The organism is Microbacterium sp. GW823-FHT02G05, from assembly GCF_058797175.1.
Window position 1 is genome coordinate 654,422 of record NZ_JBXAJK010000001.1, and the last position, 22,278, is coordinate 676,699.

24 protein-coding genes are annotated in these 22,278 nt (G+C 65.4%); 14 read left to right on the top strand and 10 right to left on the bottom strand.

The genetic code is table 11. From position 1 onward, the window contains the following. Positions 1-63 precede the first annotated feature (63 nt). Positions 64-1,755 (top strand): Stk1 family PASTA domain-containing Ser/Thr kinase, encoded by a 1,692-nt coding sequence (pknB, locus tag AC1REM_RS03040; RefSeq protein WP_492513272.1) that lies wholly within the window; start codon positions 64-66, stop codon positions 1,753-1,755. A gap of 3 nt (positions 1,756-1,758) precedes the next feature. Here pknB and AC1REM_RS03045 read toward each other — a convergent pair whose 3' ends face one another. Genes AC1REM_RS03045 through AC1REM_RS03055 form a run of 3 tightly spaced genes read right to left on the bottom strand, consistent with a single transcriptional unit; the run spans position 1,759 to position 3,325 of the window. Next, complete coding sequence (locus tag AC1REM_RS03045) at positions 1,759-2,397, bottom strand: anthranilate synthase component II (protein WP_492513273.1); 639 nt, start codon at positions 2,395-2,397, stop codon at positions 1,759-1,761. Then, complete coding sequence (locus tag AC1REM_RS03050) at positions 2,394-2,549, bottom strand: hypothetical protein (RefSeq protein ID WP_492513274.1); 156 nt, start codon at positions 2,547-2,549, stop codon at positions 2,394-2,396. Before AC1REM_RS03050 ends, AC1REM_RS03045 begins: the two co-directional genes overlap by 4 nt. Then, the gene (locus AC1REM_RS03055) at positions 2,549-3,325 is read right to left on the bottom strand and encodes a class E sortase (RefSeq protein ID WP_492513275.1); all 777 of its coding nucleotides are present in this window, start codon (positions 3,323-3,325) and stop codon (positions 2,549-2,551) included. Before AC1REM_RS03055 ends, AC1REM_RS03050 begins: the two co-directional genes overlap by 1 nt. A gap of 55 nt (positions 3,326-3,380) precedes the next feature. Between AC1REM_RS03055 and AC1REM_RS03060 the strand changes: the two genes are divergently transcribed. Further along, the gene (locus AC1REM_RS03060) at positions 3,381-3,620 is read left to right on the top strand and encodes a cell division protein CrgA (RefSeq protein ID WP_204938542.1); all 240 of its coding nucleotides are present in this window, start codon (positions 3,381-3,383) and stop codon (positions 3,618-3,620) included. 177 nt (positions 3,621-3,797) lie between these two features. On the opposite strand, the gene AC1REM_RS03065 is transcribed toward AC1REM_RS03060, so the two are convergent. Then, positions 3,798-4,694, bottom strand: coding sequence for a rhomboid family intramembrane serine protease (locus AC1REM_RS03065; protein ID WP_492513276.1), 897 nt, complete (start codon positions 4,692-4,694; stop codon positions 3,798-3,800). A gap of 30 nt (positions 4,695-4,724) precedes the next feature. Then, positions 4,725-5,282: a peptidylprolyl isomerase gene (locus AC1REM_RS03070; RefSeq protein WP_204938544.1), complete on the bottom strand. Its 558-nt coding sequence runs from the start codon at positions 5,280-5,282 to the stop codon at positions 4,725-4,727. A 99-nt stretch (positions 5,283-5,381) separates the two neighbouring features. Between AC1REM_RS03070 and AC1REM_RS03075 the strand changes: the two genes are divergently transcribed. Further along, complete coding sequence (locus tag AC1REM_RS03075) at positions 5,382-5,900, top strand: DNA helicase (protein ID WP_492513277.1); 519 nt, start codon at positions 5,382-5,384, stop codon at positions 5,898-5,900. Further along, a complete protein-coding gene (locus AC1REM_RS03080) occupies positions 5,897-6,403 on the top strand; it encodes an aminoacyl-tRNA deacylase (protein ID WP_492513278.1) in 507 nt (168 codons plus the stop codon). The genes AC1REM_RS03075 and AC1REM_RS03080 overlap by 4 nt, the downstream gene beginning before the upstream one ends. A gap of 7 nt (positions 6,404-6,410) precedes the next feature. Here the strand turns inward: AC1REM_RS03080 and AC1REM_RS03085 are convergent, their stop codons facing one another. Together AC1REM_RS03085 and AC1REM_RS03090 are read right to left on the bottom strand one after the other, a co-directional pair. After that, a complete protein-coding gene (locus AC1REM_RS03085) occupies positions 6,411-6,848 on the bottom strand; it encodes an NUDIX hydrolase (protein WP_492513279.1) in 438 nt (145 codons plus the stop codon). A gap of 46 nt (positions 6,849-6,894) precedes the next feature. Further along, on the bottom strand, positions 6,895-8,490 hold the full coding sequence (locus AC1REM_RS03090; RefSeq protein WP_492513280.1) for an amidohydrolase: 1,596 nt from the start codon (positions 8,488-8,490) through the stop codon (positions 6,895-6,897). Positions 8,491-8,798: 308 nt separating this feature from the next. Between AC1REM_RS03090 and AC1REM_RS03095 the strand changes: the two genes are divergently transcribed. From AC1REM_RS03095 to AC1REM_RS03140, 10 genes are all read left to right on the top strand, one after another. Then, a complete protein-coding gene (locus AC1REM_RS03095; RefSeq protein ID WP_492513281.1) occupies positions 8,799-9,188 on the top strand; it encodes a type IV pilin protein in 390 nt (129 codons plus the stop codon). A gap of 137 nt (positions 9,189-9,325) precedes the next feature. Then, positions 9,326-9,748 (top strand): type IV pilus modification PilV family protein, encoded by a 423-nt coding sequence (locus AC1REM_RS03100; protein WP_492513282.1) that lies wholly within the window; start codon positions 9,326-9,328, stop codon positions 9,746-9,748. 20 nt (positions 9,749-9,768) lie between these two features. Further along, entirely contained in the window at positions 9,769-10,314 is a 546-nt protein-coding gene (locus AC1REM_RS03105) for a prepilin-type N-terminal cleavage/methylation domain-containing protein (protein ID WP_492513283.1), read from the top strand. Then, positions 10,308-11,723 (top strand): hypothetical protein, encoded by a 1,416-nt coding sequence (locus AC1REM_RS03110; RefSeq protein ID WP_492513284.1) that lies wholly within the window; start codon positions 10,308-10,310, stop codon positions 11,721-11,723. The genes AC1REM_RS03105 and AC1REM_RS03110 overlap by 7 nt, the downstream gene beginning before the upstream one ends. Continuing rightward, complete coding sequence (locus AC1REM_RS03115) at positions 11,720-12,532, top strand: prepilin peptidase (protein WP_492513285.1); 813 nt, start codon at positions 11,720-11,722, stop codon at positions 12,530-12,532. The genes AC1REM_RS03110 and AC1REM_RS03115 overlap by 4 nt, the downstream gene beginning before the upstream one ends. A 34-nt stretch (positions 12,533-12,566) precedes the next feature. Further along, on the top strand, positions 12,567-13,613 hold the full coding sequence (gene pilM, locus AC1REM_RS03120) for a pilus assembly protein PilM (protein WP_492513286.1): 1,047 nt from the start codon (positions 12,567-12,569) through the stop codon (positions 13,611-13,613). After that, a complete protein-coding gene (locus AC1REM_RS03125; protein ID WP_492513287.1) occupies positions 13,613-14,299 on the top strand; it encodes a hypothetical protein in 687 nt (228 codons plus the stop codon). The genes pilM and AC1REM_RS03125 overlap by 1 nt, the downstream gene beginning before the upstream one ends. A gap of 2 nt (positions 14,300-14,301) precedes the next feature. Then, positions 14,302-14,973: a hypothetical protein gene (locus tag AC1REM_RS03130; protein ID WP_492513288.1), complete on the top strand. Its 672-nt coding sequence runs from the start codon at positions 14,302-14,304 to the stop codon at positions 14,971-14,973. A 7-nt stretch (positions 14,974-14,980) separates the two neighbouring features. Continuing rightward, positions 14,981-16,123, top strand: a complete 1,143-nt coding sequence (locus AC1REM_RS03135; protein WP_204938557.1) for a type IV pilus twitching motility protein PilT — start codon at positions 14,981-14,983, stop codon at positions 16,121-16,123. Position 16,124: 1 nt separating this feature from the next. Then, positions 16,125-17,360: a type II secretion system F family protein gene (locus AC1REM_RS03140; RefSeq protein ID WP_492513289.1), complete on the top strand. Its 1,236-nt coding sequence runs from the start codon at positions 16,125-16,127 to the stop codon at positions 17,358-17,360. Between the two features lie 69 nt (positions 17,361-17,429). Here the strand turns inward: AC1REM_RS03140 and AC1REM_RS03145 are convergent, their stop codons facing one another. The 3 genes from AC1REM_RS03145 to AC1REM_RS03155 form a co-directional block, all read right to left on the bottom strand. After that, on the bottom strand, positions 17,430-19,100 hold the full coding sequence (locus tag AC1REM_RS03145; RefSeq protein ID WP_492513290.1) for a GspE/PulE family protein: 1,671 nt from the start codon (positions 19,098-19,100) through the stop codon (positions 17,430-17,432). A 366-nt stretch (positions 19,101-19,466) separates the two neighbouring features. Continuing rightward, a complete protein-coding gene (locus tag AC1REM_RS03150; protein ID WP_492513291.1) occupies positions 19,467-20,603 on the bottom strand; it encodes a 5-methylcytosine restriction system specificity protein McrC in 1,137 nt (378 codons plus the stop codon). 158 nt (positions 20,604-20,761) lie between these two features. Then, a complete protein-coding gene (locus AC1REM_RS03155) occupies positions 20,762-22,117 on the bottom strand; it encodes an McrB family protein (protein ID WP_492513292.1) in 1,356 nt (451 codons plus the stop codon). Between the last annotated feature and the right edge of the window lie 161 nt (positions 22,118-22,278).

Consider the following 22,278-nt stretch of genomic DNA (forward strand, 5'->3'; position numbering starts at 1 on the left):
AGTCCATCATCGCGAGAAGGCTCGCGGCGGGTATGAGCTGTTCGTCAAGCAGGGGGTCGATTCGTGTCAGCGGAACCACGCGTTCTGTCGGGCCGCTATCAGGTCGGTGAACTCATCGGCCAGGGCGGAATGGCTCGGGTCTACCGAGGTACCGATCTGACGCTCGGCCGCACCGTGGCGATCAAGATCCTCAATCCTGAGCTGGCCCGCGACACCGCATTCCGTACGCGGTTCCGTCTGGAGGCTCAGGCGGCGTCCCGCATGGCACATCCGTCCGTCGTCCGTGTCTTCGATGCGGGCGAAGACAGCGAGACCGATGCGCAGGGCACGCACGCCGTGCCGTACATCGTGATGGAGCTCGTCGACGGTGAGCAGCTGAAAGACGTGATCGCGCGTGGTCCGGTCGATGTGGTAACCACGGTGAAGTACGTCGACGGCATCCTCGAGGCACTGGAGTACTCCCACCGTGCAGGTGTCGTCCACCGCGACATCAAACCCGGCAACGTCATGATCACGACCGGCGGCAAGGTCAAGGTCATGGACTTCGGAATCGCCCGCGCGGTGTCGGATTCGTCATCGACGGTCGCTGAGACGACGCAGATCATCGGCACGGCCGCGTACTTCTCCCCCGAGCAGGCGAAGGGCGAGCAGGTCGACTCGCGCGCCGACCTGTACTCGACCGGTGTCGTGCTCTACGAGCTCCTCACCGGACGCCAGCCGTTCCGTGGCGACTCTCCCGTCGCCGTGGCGTACCAGCACGTCAGCGAGGCCCCTGAGCCGCCGAGCGAGGTCACCGACAAGGCTCCGCGGTCGATGGATGCGATCGTGCTCCGTGCGCTCGCGAAGGATCCGTTCCAGCGCTTCCAGGATGCGGCCACGTTCCGCGAGGCGCTCGACGCCGCTGTCACGGGCAAGGCCCCGACGAAGAAGCAGCTCGGCGAGCTCACGAGCGAGCTGTACGGACCATCACCGCGCCAGGCGGCGGAGACGGCGCGCTCTCTTCGTCAGCTCAGCAGCGACACCACCATGGTTCGCACGCAGTCCGGTCCCCCCGTGGCGTGGATCTGGGCGGGAGTCGCGCTCCTGGCCGTGCTGCTGGCATCGGTGCTCATCTGGGTCGTGACGATGCGTCCCGCGAATGATCTTCCGACGAGCTCACGCACGGTCCCGTTGCTGACCGGAATGACCTACGAGCGCGCCGAGGCGGAGCTCGAGAAGCACGATCTCAAGGCAGCCCGCCTCAACGAGGCGAACGCCGAGGTCGCGGAAGGTAACGTCATCCGCTCCTCACCTGCCGCGGATGCTCGCCTGGAGGCCGGACAGACCGTCACACTGTTCGTGAGCACCGGAGCGGAGATGGTGAAGGTGCCGATCCTCGTCGGACTCTCGCAGGAGGCCGCAAAGGCTGCCCTCGAAGCGGCGGGTCTGGTCGTGGGCTCGGTCAAACCGGTGAACGATGTCCAGGCCGCCGCCGGAACCGTGCTGCGGGCGAGCGTGGAGGCGGATGACGAGGTCGCCCCCGGCACCGTCGTGGCGCTCGATGTCGCCAGTGGTGTCGTGTCTCTGAAGAACCTCCAGGGTTATCCGCTGGAAGCTGCTCAGCAGGAACTCGAGGCACTGGGGCTGACCGGAAATCCGGTGGAGGATCCGAACTGCAAGGCGACAGAACCTCGAACGGTGATCTCCATGTCTTCCGCTCCGGGCGATGTTCCGGTGCGCTCCACGATCGATCTGCGGTTCTGCGCCGGACCGTAGTCGTCAGCGCAGGGGATCGAGTGTTGCCGAGGCAGTCACGGCGGTGGCCGATCCGCACTGCTCCAGCCAGTTCGCCAGCAGTCGGTAGCCGCTTCCAGTCAGCACGCTCTCAGGGTGGAACTGCACGCCCCAGATCGGCAGCTCGCGGTGCGCGATCGCCATGACGGTGTCCTCCGGCGTGCGGGCGATCACGACGAGGTCGTCCGGCAGGTCGACGTCGTCAACAGCGAGGGAGTGGTACCGGCCCGCCCGGAACGGCGAGGGGATGCCTCGAAACAGCACGGATGTCTCATGCAGCACGTCTGAGACCATGCCGTGCTTCAGTTCGGGTGCACCGATCACAGGAGCCCCGAACGCCGCCCCGATCGACTGATGCCCCAGGCACACGCCCAACAGGGGCATCCGCTTCTCTGCGGCGAGTCGGACGACCTCCACCGAGGCGCCTGCGTCTTCCGGTCTCCCCGGACCGGGCGAGATGAGCACACCGTCATAGTCGTCGAGCATGGTGGCGAAGACGGCTCCGTCGTGGGCATCCGATTCGACGAGATCCACCTCGGCACCGAGCTCACGCAGGTAGCCGACGAGAGTGAAGACGAAGCTGTCGTGATTGTCGACGACGAGCACTCGCGTCGCGCGGGTCACGACAGGTCGACCTCGCCGGGAGTCACGAACGGTGCGACCCACGGGAAGACATAGAAGAAGAGTCCGTAGAGCACGGCGGCGATGAGAACGAGCAGAATCAGCAGCCGGATGAACCAGGGGCCGGGGAGGATGCGCCAGAGAGCCGCGTACATCACAGGCCTCCTTCGGTGAGTGAGGCGGGCGGACCTTCGGCGCGCGGCTGGAAGCCCTCGAAGAGGCCGTAGGCGACGATACGCTCCGCGAGCGAGTACAGCGGGGAGCAGGCGGTCAGTGTGATGTACCGCTCGCCAGTCTGCATCTGCGGCATCGCCGGCACATCGGCGAGGACCTCGACCTGAGTGGGCGTCACGTACTCGAGGGTTCGGAAGCGGTAGGTGTACCAGCCTTCGGGGGTCTCGACGACGATGGCGTCGTCGAGTCGCAGCTTGTCGATCAGGTTCAGCGGCTTGCCCCAGGTGGTGCGGTGTCCGGCGAGCGAGAAGTTGCCGACCTCGCCGGGCATCTTCGATTGCTCATAGAGCCCGAGTCCGATGTGGTCGAGGGTGATCTCTCGACTCGTGCCGCCCGCGATCGGCACAGCGTAGTCCGCTCCGAAACGAGGGACGTGCATGGTCGCGAAGACGTCACCTTCGGCAGGATGCGGCAGAATCGGCGGCTCCCAGGCTCCTGTCGCCTCCACGTCAGCACTCGGTGCGGGAGGTTCCGGGGCCGGGGCGGCGGCCCACTCTTGTGAGTATGCGGCACCGCGCTCGTTGTTCTGCGCACTGATGATGATGTCGCCGATCCACATCTGCCAGGCGACGAAGAGGAGCACGAGCACGCCGGCGGTCAGCAGCAGTTCACCGAGCACGCTCGTCACGGTCGCGCGCGGGCGACGGCGCTGTCGGCGAACGCGCCGCGGCGCAGTCTCCCCCACGGTCAGCGTCATGCCACCGAGTGTAGCTTTCTCCTGTAACGGGTTGCTGATGAGTAGACTGGTCCGCATGGCACGATCCAGCTCCTCTGAAGACAACGTCGTCGACAAGCCCGAAGGCGACGCCGCACCCAACGCGGTGTGGTTCAAGCCCGTCATGGTGGGCTTCATGCTGCTGGGTCTCGTCTGGATCCTCGTCTTCTACATCAGCGGCATGCAGTTCCCTGTGCCCGGCATCGGCTCGTGGAACCTGGTCATCGGTCTCGGTATCGCGATGATCGGCTTCCTGATGACGACGCGCTGGCGATAACGCCACTTCTTCGAAACGCCCTCGCACCCGTTGCGAGGGCGTTTTTGCGTGTGTTGCGACGAAATTGCAGGAATTACACGCGTGTAGTTCTCCCCAGTGTGGATAACCCCTGTGGATAACTTTCGGGGTCGACGAAGATGAGGCACATCATCCGGATGCGCTGCAGCGAGTGCGTTCTCAGGCGGTGAGAAGCAGCGGCGGAAGGAGGAAGACGGCCACCAGGAGCACGACCGAAAGCGCCGCGAGCATCCCGATCTGCGCCCACTTCTGAGAGGCCTTGCGGGTGCGCGCGAAGATGAAGGCCACGAGCGCACCGATGATCAAGCCGCCGACGTGCGCCTGCCAGGAGATCCGCGCACCGGGCAGGAATCCGAGGGCGAGGTTGATGCCCAGAATCACGAGGATGCCCGTGACGTTCGCGCCGAGATGCCGGCCGATGACGAACAATGCCCCCATGAGGCCGAAGACGGCTCCGGAGGCACCGATGACCGGCGTGAGCGGAGACAGCAGCGCAACCGCGACGGAACCGCCGAGGGTGCTGATCAGATAGAGCGCGAGATAGCGGGCGCGGCCGAGCATGGGCTCGAGGCTGCGCCCGATCATCCAGAGGGCCAGCATGTTGAGGCCGAGGTGCCAGATGCTGCCGTGTACGAGCGCTGCCGTCAGCAGACGCCATGGCTCGAACGGAAAGCCGGTGAGCTGCGGCATCACGTACGGCGTGTAGAACCACAGCGCACGGGTGACGTGATCACCGAATCCGGGGATCAGCTGGAGCAGCCCGACAAAGACCGTCACGGCGATGATGACCGCGGTGACGATCGGGGTTCCGCCGATCGTGACGGCAGAACCCGCCCGCCCGCGCATGCCCCACTGGCGTCGGGCGCGGCGCTGGGCGGGCGATTCTGACTTTCGCTGCTCTTTCATGCATTCCGGGCAGATGACGCCCACGGGCGCAGGAGTCTGACACTCAGCGCAGACCGTGCGCATGCACCGCTGGCACAGCACGAAGCTCTGCCGACCGGGGTGCCGGTAGCAGAAGTTGTCGCGGTTGGCGGTGAACTCCGGAGTCGTCATCGAGGATGCGAAACGTGAAAGAGCGCGGGATCAGTTGGCGACGATGTCGACCGAGTGCAGCACGACCGGCTCGATCGGGCGGTCGCCGGCGGCGGTCGGCACTGCAGCGATTGCGTCGACGACAGCGCGCGAGTCTGCGTCCGCGACCTCACCGAAGATCGTGTGCTTGCCCTGCAGCCACGGGGTCGGGTCGGTGGTGATGAAGAACTGCGATCCGTTGGTGCCCTCGACCTCACCGGTGATGGCGTTGCGACGCAGGCCGGCGTTGGCCATGGCGAGGATGTAGGGCTCGTTGAAGTTCAGTTCGCCGTGGATCTCGTCGTTGAAGTTGTAACCCGGCCCGCCGACGCCCTGACCCAGCGGGTCGCCGCCCTGGATCATGAAGTTGGGGATGATGCGGTGGAAGATGACGTCGGTGTACAGAGCGCCTTCGCCCGGCTGACCGGTGGCGGGGTTCGTCCACGCGCCCGTGCCGTCGGACAGGCCGACGAAGTTCTTGACCGTGCGGGGCGCGTGCTCGCCGAACAGGTTGATGACGATGTCACCGTGGTTGGTGTGCAGTGTTGCGACGTGGGTTGCGTGAGCCATGCCCTTATTCTCTCAGAGGTTCTCAGTCAACCCATGTCTTCTGCCGGATACGTCTGGCAAGATGGGGAATCCGAACTCCGTTTCGATTAGGAGGGCCCCGTGAGCCTCAGCCGCAAGCGCAAGAAGGAACTCCGCCGTCTGCAGGGCGACGCGACCAAGCTGTGGGAATCGCAGCAGATTCTGGTCAACGATGCCGCGAACGTCGCTCGCGAGGCGAGCCGCCAGCTCGGAAATTTCGGTCGGGAACAGGTGATTCCCGCCGTCCAAGACACGTATGAGCACCGCATCGTCCCTGCGGTCGACCGGGGTGTGAAGTTCTCGAAGCACATCGTGGACGACCGGGTGGCTCCAGCCATCGGGGGCGTTGTGGGCACTGCGCTCTCCGCATGGGATGTGGCGAACTCGAAGCGGGCGCAGCTCGCCTCGGGCCGCGCTGGCGGGCGTCCGGTCGCGTTCGTGGATCCAGAGAAGAAGAGCGGACTCGGTGTGGGTGGCGTCATCGCCATCATCCTCGGCGTCGGTGCCGCGATCGGTGTGCTCTACGCCGCGTGGCAGACGCTCCGCGCCGACGACGAGCTATGGGTCGCTGACGACCCTCTGAGCGCACCCGAGGCGTGAGCGAGACAGCCGCCGACCCCACTGAGGGAGCGGATGCTGACACGCACGAACGCATACGGAATGCTGCTGCCGCGCGCGGTCTTGACATCGAGATTCGTCAACGGCCGGTGGCGCGCACCCTGCATGAGGCGGCGGAACTGCTGGGCCTGAGCCCGTCGGGGATCGTCAAGACGCTCGTCGTCAAGCGTTCCGACGACACGTACCTGTTCGCGCTGGTTCCCGGTGGGCGCAAGATCTCGTGGCCGAAGCTGCGTGCCCTTGTAGGGGTGAACAAGCTGAAGCTTCCGGAGGCGGAGGCTGCGCTGACTGCGACCGGCTATGAGCGTGGAACGATCGTGCCGATCGGCAGCACGACGGACTGGCCGATCTTCGCGGATGAGTCGATCGTGGGGCAGCGCATCGCGATGGGCGCCGGCACTCACGGCTACAGCCTTTTCGTCGACGCAGATTCCCTGATCAGCGCATACAACGCGACCGTCGCCGATATCTCCGAGCCCGAGTAGGAGCATCTCAGGCAGGCACGGCGACGCCCGCCATTCTGAGGGCGACGTCGACGAGTTTGACGCGCTGCAGTTTCGCGACGGCGGGGAGGGTGAACCAGCCGGCCATGTCGGTGGAGCCGTCGAGCTCGAAGCGCAGCGCACCTCCGACGACATGCGCGCGGTACAGAATCCGGAGCGTGTGCAGCGGAGCGTCCGCTTCCGGCGCTCGAACCCTCTTCGACGCCGGGATCACACGTGAGTGGATGCCGAGAAGCCCGTCGATCTTGACACGGTAGCCCGTCTCTTCGAGCACCTCGCGGCGCGCTGCCACCTCGGGGTCTTCACCTGGTTCGAGCCCCCCACCGGGCATCGTCCACGCGGCGCGGCGACCTTCGATCCAGCGCGCGAGAAGCACCCGGTCGTCATCATCGGTGATGACCGCGTACGAGGCGACCCGCATGTCCACGGCAACACCCTAACGGGAACTCTGACCCGGCCAGGACGACACCGCATCACATCACGCGGCGCCCGCCGAGATACGTCGCTGCCACCTGAGTCTCGGCCAGAGCTTCGGCTGACACTTCGAGAGGGTCCCGATCGACGACAATGAAGTCGGCAAAGAGCCCCGGAGCGAGTGCGCCGATCTCATGTTCGCTGAACAGCTGCCAGGCAGCATTCGTCGAATGCGCGGCGAGCGCATCCGCGCGCCGAACGGGCTGCCCGCCGGGCATCGTACGCCCCGCGCGCGTGGTCCTTGTCTCAGCGACCGCCATGTTGCGGAACGGCTCGTTCGGGGTGACCCATCCGTCGTTGTGGAATGTGGTACGATGACCCGCGGCGAAAGCAGCACCCGCGTCGGCCCAAGACCCGCCGTGCTCCACGCCGAAGAGATCGTCGACGAGCACCTCACCCCAGTAGGTGATGTGATCGACGAAGACGCTGACCGTCACTCCGAGGTCGGCGGCCCTCTGGAACTGCGCTTCGGTCATGGCGCCGACGTGCTCCAGACGGAAGCGGTGATCCTCCAGGTTATGCCGCTTGATCAGGTCTTCATACACGTCGAGGGTGGCGTCGATCGCACGGTCGCCGTGCGCGTGGCACGCCAGCTGCCAGCCCGCCGCCGCATACGGCTCGGCGATCGCGAGGAGCTCATCGGCCGAGTAGTTGGCCACTCCGATGTGCCCCGGTTCGAGCCCGAGATCGCGGGTCGCAGGCGTGTCCAGATAGGGGAAGCTCGTCGCGATGTTGCCGATCCACGGCGAGCCGTCCGACCAGGTCTTCACCCCGATCTGACGGATCGCCGCGTCTCCGTCCCCCCGCTGCGAGACCGCGCCACCCGGCTGCGACATCTCGTACCACCGCACCCGCAGCGGAAGCGTTCCGCTGTCGCGCATGGCCTCGACGACCGGTGTCAGCTGACGATCCCAACTCAGATCGGACACGGTCGTGTATCCGCGTCGGGACAGGTCTGCGAAGTGGGCGGACAGCAGCGCGGGAATCGCGGCCTGCGCCTGGCTGAGGAAGGGGGCGAGCACCTGCTGCACGGCTCGCGCTTCGAGTGCCGTGCCCGCGAGATCGCCGTTCTCATCGCGGACGAAGAAGGCGCCGGGGGGATCAGGTGTCTCGCGGGTGAGACCCGAGAGTGCGGCTGCTGCGGTGTTGAAGTACGCGGAATGGCCGGAGTTGTGCACGATCACGAGCGGTGTGCCACCTGCGAGCTCGTCGAGGAAGCGGATATCGGGAGTAGGCAATCCGCGCTGCAGCAGCGCGTCCCATCCGTTCGCGTACACCGGACCGGTGCCCGCCGCGACGGCGTCACGAAGGAGACCCAGCACGCCTTCGGCTTCCGGGACAACCACCGGGCGGATGTCGACGACGCGGTCCGAGAGAAGGATCGCAGCAGTACCCGGGTGTCCGTGAGGCTCGATGAGACCGGGCATGACCCATCCCTCGAGTGCCTGCGGGACGGCGTCCGGGTAGTCGTCAGCGAGAGTTTTGGACTCACCCACGGCCAAAACCCGACCGTCTTCGTCGACCACAAACGCTTCCGTCCGCGTCTCGACGTGGGGCCAGAAAGGGCGGACGTCTCCGGTGTACATCGTCGTCATGGTGCCAGTTTTGCACCGGAATCTCGGGGCAGCAAGGGTATCGCGGCGTAACTATATACCGGGATTCTCCAGACGTCTAGAAGTGGTACCGTTACCACAACCATTTTGTAATGTTTCTTTACTTACGTTTGTTATGTTGCTTGACAAATGGTTTCACGGTGCCCTAGGAATGGTGTGAGCAGGTGAAGCCTCCACCCGGAAAGTGGCTTCCTGCGCTGGGGCAGGGAAGCTGATTCTCGTCGCGCCATCGCGGGTCGGACGGAATCACCGGCGACCACTACCCTTACTACCCCTCTCAGGAGACAGCTATGCGTGCAACCATCCGTCGCGCCGTCGAGGCGCACAAGGCTCAGCGTGAAGAGAACGGCCAGGCCGGCTTCTCGCTCATCGAACTCATCGTCGTCGTCGTCATCCTCGGCATCCTTGCCGCGATCGCGGTGCCGATCTTCCTCAACCTGCAGAAGACCGCGCAGGAAGGTGCCGTCGAGTCCATCGCTGCGAACGCCGCAACGCAGGTCGCGTCGAACATCGCTCAGGACGAAGCCGCCAATGAGAACCTCAGCAAGCTTGAGTCGACTGGAAAGGTCACGCTCACTATTGCTCCGGCCACTGGCGCGAAGATCGATGATTTCTGCGTAACTGCAACCAGCACCGAGGACGCCACGATCGTCAAGAAGGCAGGCCCCGGCTGCTCGTAGCCGCACATATCTTCCGGGCCGGTGCCCTCACACCGGCCCGGATACCTCTTTAGAAGTTCAGCACCACCCGCTGCACTACCCCGCAGCCCCGCACGACTCCTACCCCACCCCCTCCCTGCCCCGAAGGGAGTCTGACAATGCGTCAGCACCCGGCAGATGACGGCTTCAGCCTCGTCGAGCTCATCATCGCGATGTTCTTTCTCGCGATCCTTTCGCTCGCCGTCCTCCCTCTTCTCATCGGCGCTGCCAGCTCGAGCGTGGCGAACCGCGACCAGGTCAAGGCGACGAGCTTCGCCACGCAGCAGCTCTCTTCCCTCCGTGCAGGCTTCCCCCTCGACGCGGCAACCACGTGCACCGCGCTGTCGGCGCGCGAAGCGAACGCGGCCTCTCCGATTGCGGGCCCCTCGGGCTCAGGCATGACCGCGACCATCGATGTCGCATCGTGTCCTACGAGCACCGCCGCCTACCCCGTCTCCATCGACGTCACGATCCGTGTCTTCGACTCCTCCGGCGATGAGCTGACCTCCCTTCCTACTCAGTTCCGGGTGGCCTCACGATGACCGCTGATCAGAGGGCTTCCGTGCGCGACGCTCTCCGCAATGACAGCGGCGTGAGCCTTGTCGAGCTCATCATCGTCGTGGTCGTCATCGGAATCATCGGCAGCCTGATCACGATGGTCTTCGTCAATGGGCTGACATCACAGCAGGCGACGGCCGCCCGCGACCTGGCCACCGGACGGGCGACCGTCATCACGGAGACTCTCGCTGATTCGGTGCGCAATGCTGTCACGATCCGCGTCAATTCCCAGGGCTCGCGCGTCGATGCGGTTGTCCTGCTCCCGAACAACACCTTCGAGTGTCGCGCCTGGGCAGTCAATCGCAACGCTGAACTCGTCTACAGCAGAGGGTCCTCGGCACGCACCTCCAACCCGGACACATGGGGCCCGCTTGCGGAAAAGGTCTCGGGCTCTCTTTCGGGGTCCCCGGCACGCGCGTTCGCAAGCGCCGGCGTGAACGCACTCGATATCGGCCTCAGATTCTCCTCGCCGACCACGCGCGAAGAAACCGTGATCACCACACGCGCCACCGCGCAGGCGAAGACCGAAAGGACCCCACCGGCATGTTGACGAAGCTTGCGCAGACGATGCGTCGCGAAGAGGGTTCCATGCTCGTCTCGGTGCTCATCATCATGCTGGTGCTCACGATCGGCGGACTCGCGATCGCAAGCGCGGTGATCAACACGATCGGCGTCGTCGCCACCGGGCGAGACAGCGCACAGTCACGTGCGGCGGCAGACGCGGGCCTCGCGGACGTGAGCGCGCAGCTGCAGCGCGGAGACATCATCTGTGACCCCGGCGCCGCGGCACCGGCACCCGTTGTCGCACCCGCCGGATCATCCACCATCTACACGGTCACGATCTCGTGCGCTCCGAACCCGAGCACCGGTCGCAGCGAACTCACCCTGGTCTCGAAGGGACTGGGCGAGCAACAGACGGTCACCGAAACGTCGGTGACCTATGGCCCGGGACTCGCCGGCGCGCTCACCACGATGAAGGCGCCGAACGGCACGTTGATGCTGACTGACCCCCGGTCCAGCGCCTCCGGCAACGTGCTCGTCAACGACGGCGACTTCATCTGCTCCAACGACGCCCGGATCATCGAGACCGTCGTCGTGCGGAAGGGTTCGGTGCACAACTCGAACCGGTGCACCGTGAACAAGATCATCGCCTCGCGAGGCGTGACCCTGGACACCGGCGCCACCGTCAGCGGTGACGTCTACGCGCTGGGTGGAACCTTCCGGCTCGGCACGAATGCGGAAGTCACAGGCAACGTGTACGTCGACGGTGACGTCAGCCTCAACGGCGGAAAGATCAACGGCACACTCACCGTCACCGGTCGGGTCACGGGAACGGCACAGATCTCCGGGGGCACGTTCACCGGCGGGTTCCAGTCACCGCCGGAGATCGCCCCGGATGCCTTCCGTTGGATCGACGTTCCGTATCACGGTCCCCTCCCGGGCAACGACGCAGCGATGAACAGATGCCCTGCCGCGAATGCCGGCGCAGACCTTCTTACGATCGTGAGCAAGACCACTCCCCAGGTCGTCGACTGGCGCGGCTGCACCTCGCTTCTCAACCTCTTCAGCACCGCGCTGGCTCTCCGCACCGATGTGACGATCTACGTCAGCAGAGCCATCAACCTCGACGGCGTCGTTCTCAGCTCCGCAGATGGCGCCCCACATCAGTTCAACGTGATCATGCCGGACGGAGTGACCGACAGTCGGCCCACGGGTCCCTGCACGACAGAGAACCGCATCGACATCTACAGCCTGAAGATGACCCCAGAGATCTCCGGGATCGCATACTCACCGTGCGCGATCAGTCCCGGTGGCGCGACCTGGAACGGACTCATCTACGGCGGCGATGTGCAGGCGTTCAATGGATCGACCTTGACCTACCGTGACCTCAGCCTTCCGAACGGACAGAAGCTGCGCGAGCCCCTGGGCGCCATCCTCAACATGCGGGACATCGGATGACAGTAGTCCTCACCGTCTTCGCCGGCATCCTCGGCCTGGTCATCGGCTCGTTCCTCAATGTCGTGATCGCCCGCGTCCCTGCAGGCGTCGCGCTCACCAGGGAGAGCCGGTGCCCGCGCTGTGACGCCGCGATCCGCCCCTGGCAGAACGTGCCGCTGCTGTCGTGGATGGCCTTGCGTGGTCGGTGCGCAGGCTGTGGTGAACCCATCTCTGCCCGATACCCGCTCGTCGAGCTCGCGACTGCGCTGCTGTTCGCCGCGACGGGATGGTGGGTGCTCACTTCCGAACCCGCTTCGATCACTACGGGCATCGTCCTGTTCCTCACCTACGCCTGGTTCGCGGGAATCAGCGTCGCGTTGACTCTGATCGACCTCGACACGCATCGCCTTCCCAACGTGATCGTCGTGCCCTCGATCATCGTGATCGCTCTTCTCCTCACGGCCACCGCCATCCTGAGCGGCGACTACGCCGCGCTCATCCGCGCCGGCATCGGCGGAGCGTCCCTCTTCGCCTTCTACTTCATCCTCGCCTTCGTGCGCCCGGGGGCAATGGGCGGAGGAGACGTGAAGCTCGCCGCTGTCGTCGGTCTCGTCCTCGCCTGGATCGGCTGGGGCGCTCTCATCGTCGGCGCGTTCGCGGCCTTCATCCTCGGCGGCATCCTGGGTCTCGCTCTCATGGCGTCGCGGCGCGCGACCCGCCGATCCGCGATTCCCTTCGGCCCGTGGATGATCACGGGCGCCTGGGTCGGAATCTTCGCCGGCACGGCTCTCGCCGACGGCTATCTGCAATTGATCGGGGTGAGCGCATGACCCCACACGCGCTGCCTCAGAAGGGAAGGACGACATGAACAAATCCGTCGTCGCACTGGAGATCACTGAAGAGCATGTGCGCGCCGTGGAGGTGCGCCCCGGTCGCACTCCGCTGATCCTCGCCGCCGGCTCCGTTCCGCTCCCCCCGGATTCGGCGCGCGACTCCGAGATCCTGGACGCGGATGCTGTCGCCATCGCCGTGCGCCAGCTGTGGTCTCACGCGGGTATCAAGAGTCGCTCGGTGATCCTCGCACTCGGCAGCCGCCGCATCCTCGTCCGTGACTACACGACACAGGCGATGACCGCCGACATGATGCGCCAGGCCCTCCCCTATCAGGTGCAGGATCTTCTTCCGGTGCCGATCGATCAGGCCGTCCTCGACTTCTACCCCGCCAGCGAAGTCGGCGACCAGGTCTCGGGTCTGCTCGTCGCCGCCGTCGCCGAGCAGGTCGAGTCGCTGATCTCGACCCTCGCGAAGGCCAAGATCGAGGTCGATGTCGTCGACCTGCTGCCCTTCGGGCTCGCTCGCATCTCACGGGCACTGCTCGTGCCGGGTGAGACCGCCGCGATGATCCACATCACCGATCACACGACCTACGTCGTGGTCATGCTCGATGGCATCCCGCGCTTCGTCCGCATCATCCCCGTCGACCTTCCCACGACGACGGTGCGCGCCCGCAGAGCCGCGGAGATGCAAGATTCCCTGGTGGGGCAGGATGAGTTCGAAGAGCTGCTGGCCCCGGCCGGTGTCGGCGCACCGCTGCGCTCCCGGGCATCCATGCGTGTGGGCGGATCGGTGACGACCGCACCCGACCCCAACGTCGCCGATCTGGTGCACCAGGTGCGCAACACCATCCGCTTCGCGAACGAGCGTCCGGGAGCCGCACCCGTCACGAGCGTGTACCTCAGCGGTGCCGGCTCCGCGATCCCCGACGTCGCGGCCGCCATCGGCCAGGTGCTCGGAACGCGTGTCGAGTACGTGAACATCAACATGATCACCACATCCAAGATCGCGCTCGAGGGCGAGTTCGCACTCGACCTCGTCGGTACCCTCGGTGTCGTCTACGGAGGAACGTTCTGATGGCCTCTCCCTCATCACACGGGCTGATCCTCGGCAGTGTGCCGCACGTCAACCTCATGCCCCGCTCGGAGATCGAGCGTCGGGGGCGAAAGGTTCTCATCCACCGCTGGCTGCTGATCCTGATCGCCGCCCTGCTGCTGGTCGGCATCGTCGTCCTCGGCGGATTCTCGCTCAAGATCGCGGCCGATCTGCGCCTCGCGTCGGAGAACGAGCGCACTACGGCGCTTCTCGGAGAGCTCTCATCGCTCTCCGATGTCAGCGACATGCTGCGACAGGAAGCCGATCTCACCAGCTTTCGCACGGAAGCACTCGGCACCGATCTGACGTGGTCCCGGCTGCTGGGAGCGACAGCATCGGTCCTGCCCGCCGGTTCTTCGATCACGAACTTCGCGGTGGAAGCCGCGGGGATCGGTCGTACCGGAGGCGAACCGCAGGATCTTCCCGGTCCTGCTGTCGTCATGACCGTGACCTCGGCGACCCCGCTCGACGTGGTCGGCGTGATTCGCGCGATGCGCGGAGCCACCGGGATCTACGCTGCGGACGGCATCGAACTTCGCAAAGAAGCGGTCGCCGTCGATCCCGACGCTCCGATCCTCTACTCCTATGTCCTCACGATCCTCGCTGCTGAAGAGATGTACACCGGGCGCTTCGCCCCCGAAGAGCCCGCTGCGGCAGAAGAGGACTGATCATGCCCAAGCAGCTCATCAACATCATCGGCACCCTCGCGATCGTGCTCGTCGTGGTGCTCGGAGTGGTCCTCGGAGTGGTTCCCCTCTCGTCTCAGACCGGCCAGGTGCACGCCGAGGCCACGACCGTGCGTCAGTCGAATGACATCTTTGACGCCCAGGTACGTCAGCTCAAGGCTGTCAAGAAGCCGGAACTGGAGGCACGCCTGGCGGGGCTCCGCTCGGAGATCCCCGCGGTCGCTCTCAATGACGACATCTTCGAGCTGATCAACGCCGCCGCAACCGCCACCGCGTCGACCGTGGAATCCGTCACCGTGACTGAACCCGAGCCGTGGGTCACGCCCGTCATCGAAGGCGAAGAACCTGCGCCCGCGGAAGAGGTTCCGGCAACCGAAGAAGCCCCGGCCGGAGATGATACTGCGACGGCAACGGACGATGCCCCCGTCCCGGCGACGCCGTCTGAGTCCCCGCGCAAGAGCCTGCCCTTCGCCATCCAGGTCACGACTGCGGACATGACATCGGCCGCCGCGTTCGTCGATGCCCTTCGCGCCGCGTCGCGGCTCGTGCGCATCGAGACCGTGGCATTCACCGAGAACGTTGCCGCCGACCCCGACGGTGCTCCCACGATCAGCGTCTCCGTCGCGCTGCGCAGCCTCGTGCTCTCCGGAAAGTGAGTCGACCATGAGCGAACCACTCACCCTCGATGCCCTTCTCGCCCAGGCCGCGGGACACCGCGCCTCCGATGTCCATCTGACGGCTGACCAGCCGCCTCTGATGCGCGTCGACGGCTCGTTGGCGCCGATCCCGCGCATCAGCTCGGTGCTGCCCGCGGCATGGCTGGATGCCTCGTTGCGTGGCATCCTCTCCTCCGAACTCGCCGAGGACTTCGAGCGCAACGGTGAAGTCGACCTCGCGCACGCGGTTCCCGGCGTCGGACGGTTCCGTGTCAACGCCTTCCGTCAGGTCGGAAAGACGGCGGTCGCCCTGCGTCTCATCTCGACGAAGGCCATGTCACTCGCCGAGCTCGGCGCGCCGCAGATCGCCCGCGACCTCGCTCTGCGCCCTCGCGGACTCGTGCTCGTGACGGGTCCGACGGGCTCCGGCAAGTCGACGACGCTGACCGCGATGGTCGACATCATCAACGAGACCAAACCGACTCACATCGTCACCCTCGAAGACCCGATCGAGTTCCAGCACACCAGCAAGCGCGCCCTCGTGCACCAGCGCGAGATCGGCAGCGACACGCGCTCGTTCAGCGAGGCGTTGCGACGCGTGCTGCGTCAGGACCCCGATGTGATCCTGGTCGGTGAGCTTCGAGACACCGAATCGATCCAGACGGCGCTCTCTGCGGCCGAGACCGGTCACCTCGTTCTCTCGACCCTGCACACCCAGGGCGCGGCGAAGTCGATCAACCGCATCATCGATGCTTTCCCCGCGCACCAGCAGGACCAGGTGCGCACCCAGCTCGGTGACACCCTGCAGGGCATCATCAGCCAGACGCTGCTCCCCCTCGCGCAGAAGGCCGGCCGTACGATCGCGACCGAGGTTCTCGTGAGCACCCCCGCCGTCGCGAACCTCATCCGCGAGGGACAGGTGGCACAGCTGTACTCGGCGATGCAGGCCGGATCCGCGCAGGGCATGCACACGCTCGACCAGGATCTCAAGCGCCTCGTCGCCAACGGCATCATCTCTCAGCAGGTCGCTCGGTCGATCGCTGTCGACCCGAAGGACCTGGACAACGTGCGCGTTCGCCCTGAGGACCTCGACGCGGACGCGTGGTCGATGCAGGCCACGGAGCATCGCACCCTTGGATGGGCGAACTGACATGGCGATCGTTCAGGAGTACTCCTACCGCGCGACGGACGCGACCAGCGGTGGCGTCGTCAAGGGCACGCTGGAAGCGGCCAGCGAGACCGCCGTCGTCAACAAGCTGCGCGCGCAAGGGCTGATCCCCCTCGACGTGCAGCTGCTCTCGAAAACGGGTCTCAACCAGGAGATCACGATCCCCGGCTTCGAGAAGCGCGTCAAGATCTCGTCCCTCGCCGTGTTCTCGAAGCAGATGGCCGGACTCGTGACCGCCGGGCTGCCCCTGTTGCGGGTTCTCACAATCCTCTCCGAGCAGACGGAAGACAAGGTCCTGCAGACCGCGCTCGTCGCCGTGCAGGCCGAGGTCGCCCGCGGTGTGTCGCTGTCCGTCGCGCTGGAGAGCCATCCCGATGTCTTTCCCCCGCTCATGATCAGCATGGTCCGCGTCGGCGAGATGGGTGGATTCCTCGCGGATGCCCTCCAGTCGGTCGCGCGCACCTACGCCGACGAGGCGGAGCTCCAGAACAAGATCAAGTCCGCGACGACCTATCCCCTGGTCGTTCTGTCGATCGCGATCCTCGGCGTCATCGCCATGGTCACCTTCGTGGTGCCGGTCTTCAAGAGCATGTTCGAGGGGATGGGTTCGGAGCTTCCCCTGCCGACCCAGATCATCGTGTCGATCTCGAACAACATGATCTGGATTCTTCCGGTCATGATCGTGGTCGCCGTCGTCGGCTGGATCTGGTGGAGCCGCAACAAGAACACCGAGGCCGTGCGCAAGCGCGTCGACCCGCTGAAACTCCGGATGCCCGTTTTCGGTCCCCTCAACACGAAGATCGCCGTCGCCCGCTTTGCCCGGAGCCTCTCGATGATGCTCAATGCGGGCGTACCACTCATCCAGGCGCTCGCGATCGTCGGTGAGGCCAGCAACAACTACAAGATCGAACAGGCCGTCCTCACGGTGCAGGAGTCGGTGCGCCAAGGACGTTCCTTCTCGGTGCCACTCGCGAAGGCCGAGGTCTTCCCGTCGATGGTCGCGCAGATGGTGTCGGTCGGTGAAGAATCCGGAACTCTCCCCGAGATGCTCTCCAGCATCGCCGACTTCTACGAGAACGAGGTCGAGACCGCGACCGAGCAGCTCACCGCGAGCATCGAGCCGATCCTCATCGTCGGCATCGGCATCATCATCGGTGGAATGGTGATCTCGCTCTACCTGCCGATCTTCACGATCTACGGCGAACTGGGCGCCGCCTGATCACTCCAGGACGAATCCCCCGCCGCGTTCACTCGCGACGGGGGATTCGTCATCTCGGAGCATCCGCTCTCAGATCGTGACGCGCATGACCTCTTCGATCGTGGTGAGACCCTGCGCGACCTTCGACCAGCCGTCCGTGCGCAGCGAGGTCATGCCCTGCTGCATTGCGACCTCGCGGATCGACGTCGCCGTGGCGTGAGTGACGACCATGTGCTGGATCTCCTCGCTGAGCACCATGACCTCGTGCAGCGCGATGCGGCCGCGATAGCCGGTCCCCGAGCAGGTCGGGCATCCCCCGGGCTTGAACATCTGCGGCGGATTGGACGGGTCATACGGAAAGCCGAGATCGCGCAGCATCCGCTCGGGTTCGTGCGCCGGCACGCGACACTTCGCGCAGAGCTTGCGTGCGAGGCGCTGTGCCACGACGGCACTGAGGGCGGTCGCGACAAGGAATGGCTCACAGCCGATCTCGATGAGACGTGTGATCGCACTGGGCGCATCGTTCGTGTGCAGCGTCGACAGCAGAAGGTGACCGGTCAGGGCCGCCTCGACGGCGATGTTGGCCGTCTCGTGGTCACGGATCTCACCGACGAGCACGATGTCGGGGTCGGACCGCAGGATCGAGCGCAGCGCCGCCTGGAAGGTGAGCCCGGCGCGCTGGTTGACCTGGACCTGACTCACGCCGGGGATCCGGTACTCGACCGGGTCCTCCACGGTGATGACATTCACGCGCGGGTTCGCGACCTCGGCAAGCGCCGTGTACAGCGTCGTCGACTTACCCGAACCCGTGGGACCGGTGACGAGCACCATCCCATGCGGGCGACTGATGGCTTCGCGGAAGCGCGCCTCGTTGTTGGCTCCGAAACGCAGGTCGCTCATCGCGAGCGCCTGCCCGGAGTTGTCGAGGATACGCATGACGACCTTCTCGCCCCACACCGTCGGCAGCGTCGCCACACGAAGGTCGACCTGGCGTCCCTCGTGCGACACCGAGATACGGCCATCCTGTGGGCGGCGACGCTCAGCGATGTCGATCGAGGCCATGATCTTCAGTCGTGAGATCACGCCGTCCTGGATCGATGCATCCGCGCGTTGCATCTCGTGCAGCACGCCGTCGATGCGGAAGCGGACCATCAGCTGCCGCTCCCCCGGCTCGATATGGATATCGCTCGCGCGGTCATTGATCGCCTGGGTGATCAGCAGGTTCACGAAACGGACGATCGGAGCATCCGCATCGCCGTCGTCGAGTGACTCGGTGTGCGCCGTCGTGCCTGGACCTGCCGCCTCACCGATCTGCTCTGACAGGTCACTCAACTCTTCGTCCGAGCGCAGGTAGCGCTCGAAGGCCTGGCGCAGGCCGTCGATGCTGACGACGACGGGCTCGACCGTGAGATCGGTCACGCGCTGGATGTCGTCCATCGCGATGAGATCAGCGGGCTCGACCATGCCGACCATGAGCGTACGACGGCGACGCTCCAGCGGAATCAGCTGGTAGCGACGGCACAGGGCGCTGGGGACCAGGCCGATGATCTCGGGGTCCAGTTCTCGCGAAGTCAGGTCTGTGTAGGGCAGATCACGAGCCGTGGCGACCGCGTGAGCGAGCTGCGTCGCGGTGATCTGATTCGTCTCAAGAAGGTGGGTGGAGAGCTGCTCCCCGTCGCCGACCGTCGCCATGGCTGCCTGCAGATCCTGCGGCATGATCGCACCGGTCAGTACGAGCGTCTCGGTGATGCTGTTGAGCATATGGTGGTCCCCTTCGTCCCCGCCCCCGTTTCCCCATCCTACGGGTTTTGGTAGGTGACCTGCCTAATCCGGTTTCCGGGGGTGATCCGGGGCCGCTGGGGTGGGGTGTCTTGCGTCGAGGACGCGCCCCGCCGCCGATGACGCGTCGTAGCGACGTGGATTGAGCGCGTCCTCGGCGGGCAAGTGCGTCCTCGGAGCCACGAGGCCCGCCAGAAACACAAAACCCCGCGAAAGCGAGGGTTCTGTGTGGAGCCTACGAGAATCAACCTCCTGTCTTCCTGCTCGCAAAGCTACCTCGCACAGCAGGTCGACGTCGGTCGTTACCCCGGCAATTCCGCGGCTACTGCGGGTCGCGAGACCCTCACCTCAAGCACCGGAATCTCTCTCTGCCCACTTCGTGCTCACTACAAGTGGAGAAACAACGCCAACCAGAGGCTTCAGTGCGGTTGCCAGCTCACGATCAGTCTCGCCACGCCGGTAGCCGAAGAGGTCAACCCCGATCGTCACGAGAGTGTGTGGGTGGCCGTGGAACCCGGTGACATCAAAGTGTCTCGGTGGCTCCAACCACGGATACAGCAGGAATGCCTTCGGCGCGGTAAGCGCGGCGGCGGTCGAGAGTGCCTGGTAGATCTGCTCGCGCTTCGGGCGATTCGAGTACTTAGCCTCAAAGGTGGCAAGAACCCGCCCGTCGGCGTACGCGAGGAGCCCGTCGGGCTCCACCGCACGAGGGAAGTTGTCGGCGCCAGCTATCGCGACCTCGACACGGTCGGTCAGCAACCGGTGCGTCGTCTTCGGCAGGACGCGGAGGTTGTCATCCGTAGCCGCGAGTGTGGCGAGGGCGCGTTCGAGCAGCGTCTCGAGGAGTCTCCAAGGCTCTACCGCGACCTCCAAGCCAGTTGCTCTGCCCGGGTCTCCGACGACAGACTGACTTCGAAGGATGGATGCTGCGATGTCCCAGGCGGGCACGTAGGATGCCCACTGTGCCGGCAAACGACGGCGGGCCACCTTGGGGTTGATGAACGCCGGCACCGGCGCACCGGGGATGATGGCGTTCTGGAGCCGCCGCAACCGAGAGGCTGCCTCGCTTCCCGCGGCTGAACGTCCGAGGAGGCCAGCGACCACGGACAGGCCGCGGGTGAAGTCGTTCAGAACTGAAAGCTCGTCGTGCCCCATCGGGAATCGAGTGGGGTCGACTGTGCTTGTCCGGGCCCAGGTTGTGACGTCGAGCCGACCGCGCCACTTGCGGTTGACCTCGTATCGACGCTCATAGGTCATCATCGGGCCGTCCCTGCGCAGAGCGCGCTCGAGACGCCCCGCGTACTCGAAGGCCAAGGCCGCGGTCAGATCGTCCTTGCGCTCCGAGGGCCGCGAGTGATGGGACCCGGTGACCGCGAGGCGCGTTCCTTCAGAGAGTAGGTGGATGACGGCGGTAGTCCAGTCGTTGGCTCGGACCTTCGGGGCGACCTCGACGACGTCGCCACTCGGCAGCGAGAACGAGCCCACTACATTGCCAAATGACGCACTCTGGCCGTCAGCACGGAACTGCCGAATGGTTGGTCGAAGCTGTGCGTCGAGCTGTGCCGCTCCCTCGCGCAAATCTTGCAGCTGTCGATCGGAGGCCGAGATCTGCTCGTACTCGCGCAGATGGATGCGCTCAGACATCAGCGTCCAGATTGCCGCAGCAGCTCCGTGACAGCCGCCTGCTGATCAAGCTTCGAGAGTTCACGCAGGTGAAGCCGCGCAGACGCGTAGGTCCCGAGCTCAGGGTCTCCCTTCTCCCAGTGCGCGACGCTTGACGCACCCCCCTTCGGGCTCTCCGCCGTTCCGGCTCTCAGGACGGCAGCAAGGGCACCGTCGTCGTCTTGCATCGCCAGCTTCAATGTGGCGACGATGCGGTAATCGAACGCGGAGATGAGGTTGGCGGCCGCGTGTTCCACGGTCTCACCCCCAACTCCCCAGAAGTTCGATTGCCCGAGCCGGAAGTCGGCCCCGAGCACGGCGTCGATTCGACTGTTAACAGCCTGCAGAAGTTCGACGGCGAGGGCAGCAATGGTCGCCGGTGTCCAGTCGGTCAGCGGCGCGCCGTAGTCTGGGTCCTCCTCTGCGCCGATGTTCTGGCCGAGCACCGCGTAGTTCGGCGGCATCTCGATGATCGAGAATCGACGCCTCAGGGCTGCATCGAGTGGAGCGACGGAGCGGTCCGACGAGTTCATGGCAGCGACGACCCACAGGTTCTTGGGCAGCATTAGACGAGCCGGGACCTCTCCGCCGCTGTACGGAAGGTCGACCACGGCGGCGCCACGCTTGTCCTTGTCGAGGAGGGCGATCGTGTCGCCGAGAACCGCCGCTGCGTTTCCGCGGTTAAACTCGTCGAGGACGAGGAGCGCCCGCCGTCCTGGTGCTTTCGCGTATTCGGCAAGTCTCACAAGCGGGCCTGCCGCTGCCTTCACCACAACGCCGCCCTTAGGCGCTGCTTCCGGGAGCAGACCAACGACCAGGTTCTCGTAGCTGTATGCAGGATGGAGGACGACAGTGCGGGTCTGCCCGGGAAGCGCGCCGGTATCCTCGGTGAACGCCTGGTGCGGTTCGTCCGGGTCGAACAAGAGGCCGCCGGCGCTGTGCTCGACGAACTCGACCAGCTTCTCGAGCAACACAGTTTTGCCCGTGCCGGGAGGCCCCACGAGGAGGACGTTCGGGTTCTCTTCGAGGCGCTCGAGGAGCTGCGCGACCTCCGGCGCCGCGGTCACACCACCGGTCACCTCGAGCGATGCGCAGCTCTTGTTACCGTGCGTCGTCCGGGCCGCGGCCGGGATGCCGCCGGGGAGCGAGTCCAGAGCTGCCCACTCCATGCCGCTCTGGGGCTTCGCCAGGTACGCACGCATGTGAAGTCTGTCCGACTCGCCGCGGAGCTTCACAGCCACGAGATACGGCTCAAGGTCCCGTGCCGCGAGGGCATTCCACTCATCGTCTGCGTCGCTTTGGTCATCGTGACTTGGGTTTCCCGGGATGGCGCCCACTGCCGTGTCGACAGGGTTGGGCGTCAGCTTCCAGGGCAGCGGGGCTCCACCCATCGGCCAGTTCAGGTGATAGCGGTCCACCGACCAGTTCACGTGCCCGACGACCTGTCCGCCCGGCCACACATAGGTCAGGTCGTGCCGAACGCCCTTCTCCTGAGCGA

Bases quoted from the DNA above. Each gene is read 5' to 3' on its own strand.
- AC1REM_RS03050 (WP_492513274.1), bottom strand. From the start codon at position 2,549: ATGTACGCGGCTCTCTGGCGCATCCTCCCCGGCCCCTGGTTCATCCGG.
- AC1REM_RS03055 (WP_492513275.1), bottom strand. From the start codon at position 3,325: ATGACGCTGACCGTGGGGGAGACTGCGCCGCGGCGCGTTCGCCGACAG.
- AC1REM_RS03060 (WP_204938542.1), top strand. From the start codon at position 3,381: ATGGCACGATCCAGCTCCTCTGAAGACAACGTCGTCGACAAGCCCGAA.
- AC1REM_RS03065 (WP_492513276.1), bottom strand. From the start codon at position 4,694: ATGACGACTCCGGAGTTCACCGCCAACCGCGACAACTTCTGCTACCGG.
- AC1REM_RS03070 (WP_204938544.1), bottom strand. From the start codon at position 5,282: ATGGCTCACGCAACCCACGTCGCAACACTGCACACCAACCACGGTGAC.
- AC1REM_RS03090 (WP_492513280.1), bottom strand. From the start codon at position 8,490: ATGACGACGATGTACACCGGAGACGTCCGCCCTTTCTGGCCCCACGTC.
- AC1REM_RS03095 (WP_492513281.1), top strand. From the start codon at position 8,799: ATGCGTGCAACCATCCGTCGCGCCGTCGAGGCGCACAAGGCTCAGCGT.
- AC1REM_RS03100 (WP_492513282.1), top strand. From the start codon at position 9,326: ATGCGTCAGCACCCGGCAGATGACGGCTTCAGCCTCGTCGAGCTCATC.
- AC1REM_RS03110 (WP_492513284.1), top strand. From the start codon at position 10,308: ATGTTGACGAAGCTTGCGCAGACGATGCGTCGCGAAGAGGGTTCCATG.
- AC1REM_RS03115 (WP_492513285.1), top strand. From the start codon at position 11,720: ATGACAGTAGTCCTCACCGTCTTCGCCGGCATCCTCGGCCTGGTCATC.
- pilM (WP_492513286.1), top strand. From the start codon at position 12,567: ATGAACAAATCCGTCGTCGCACTGGAGATCACTGAAGAGCATGTGCGC.
- AC1REM_RS03125 (WP_492513287.1), top strand. From the start codon at position 13,613: ATGGCCTCTCCCTCATCACACGGGCTGATCCTCGGCAGTGTGCCGCAC.
- AC1REM_RS03130 (WP_492513288.1), top strand. From the start codon at position 14,302: ATGCCCAAGCAGCTCATCAACATCATCGGCACCCTCGCGATCGTGCTC.
- AC1REM_RS03135 (WP_204938557.1), top strand. From the start codon at position 14,981: ATGAGCGAACCACTCACCCTCGATGCCCTTCTCGCCCAGGCCGCGGGA.
- AC1REM_RS03140 (WP_492513289.1), top strand. From the start codon at position 16,125: ATGGCGATCGTTCAGGAGTACTCCTACCGCGCGACGGACGCGACCAGC.
- AC1REM_RS03145 (WP_492513290.1), bottom strand. From the start codon at position 19,100: ATGCTCAACAGCATCACCGAGACGCTCGTACTGACCGGTGCGATCATG.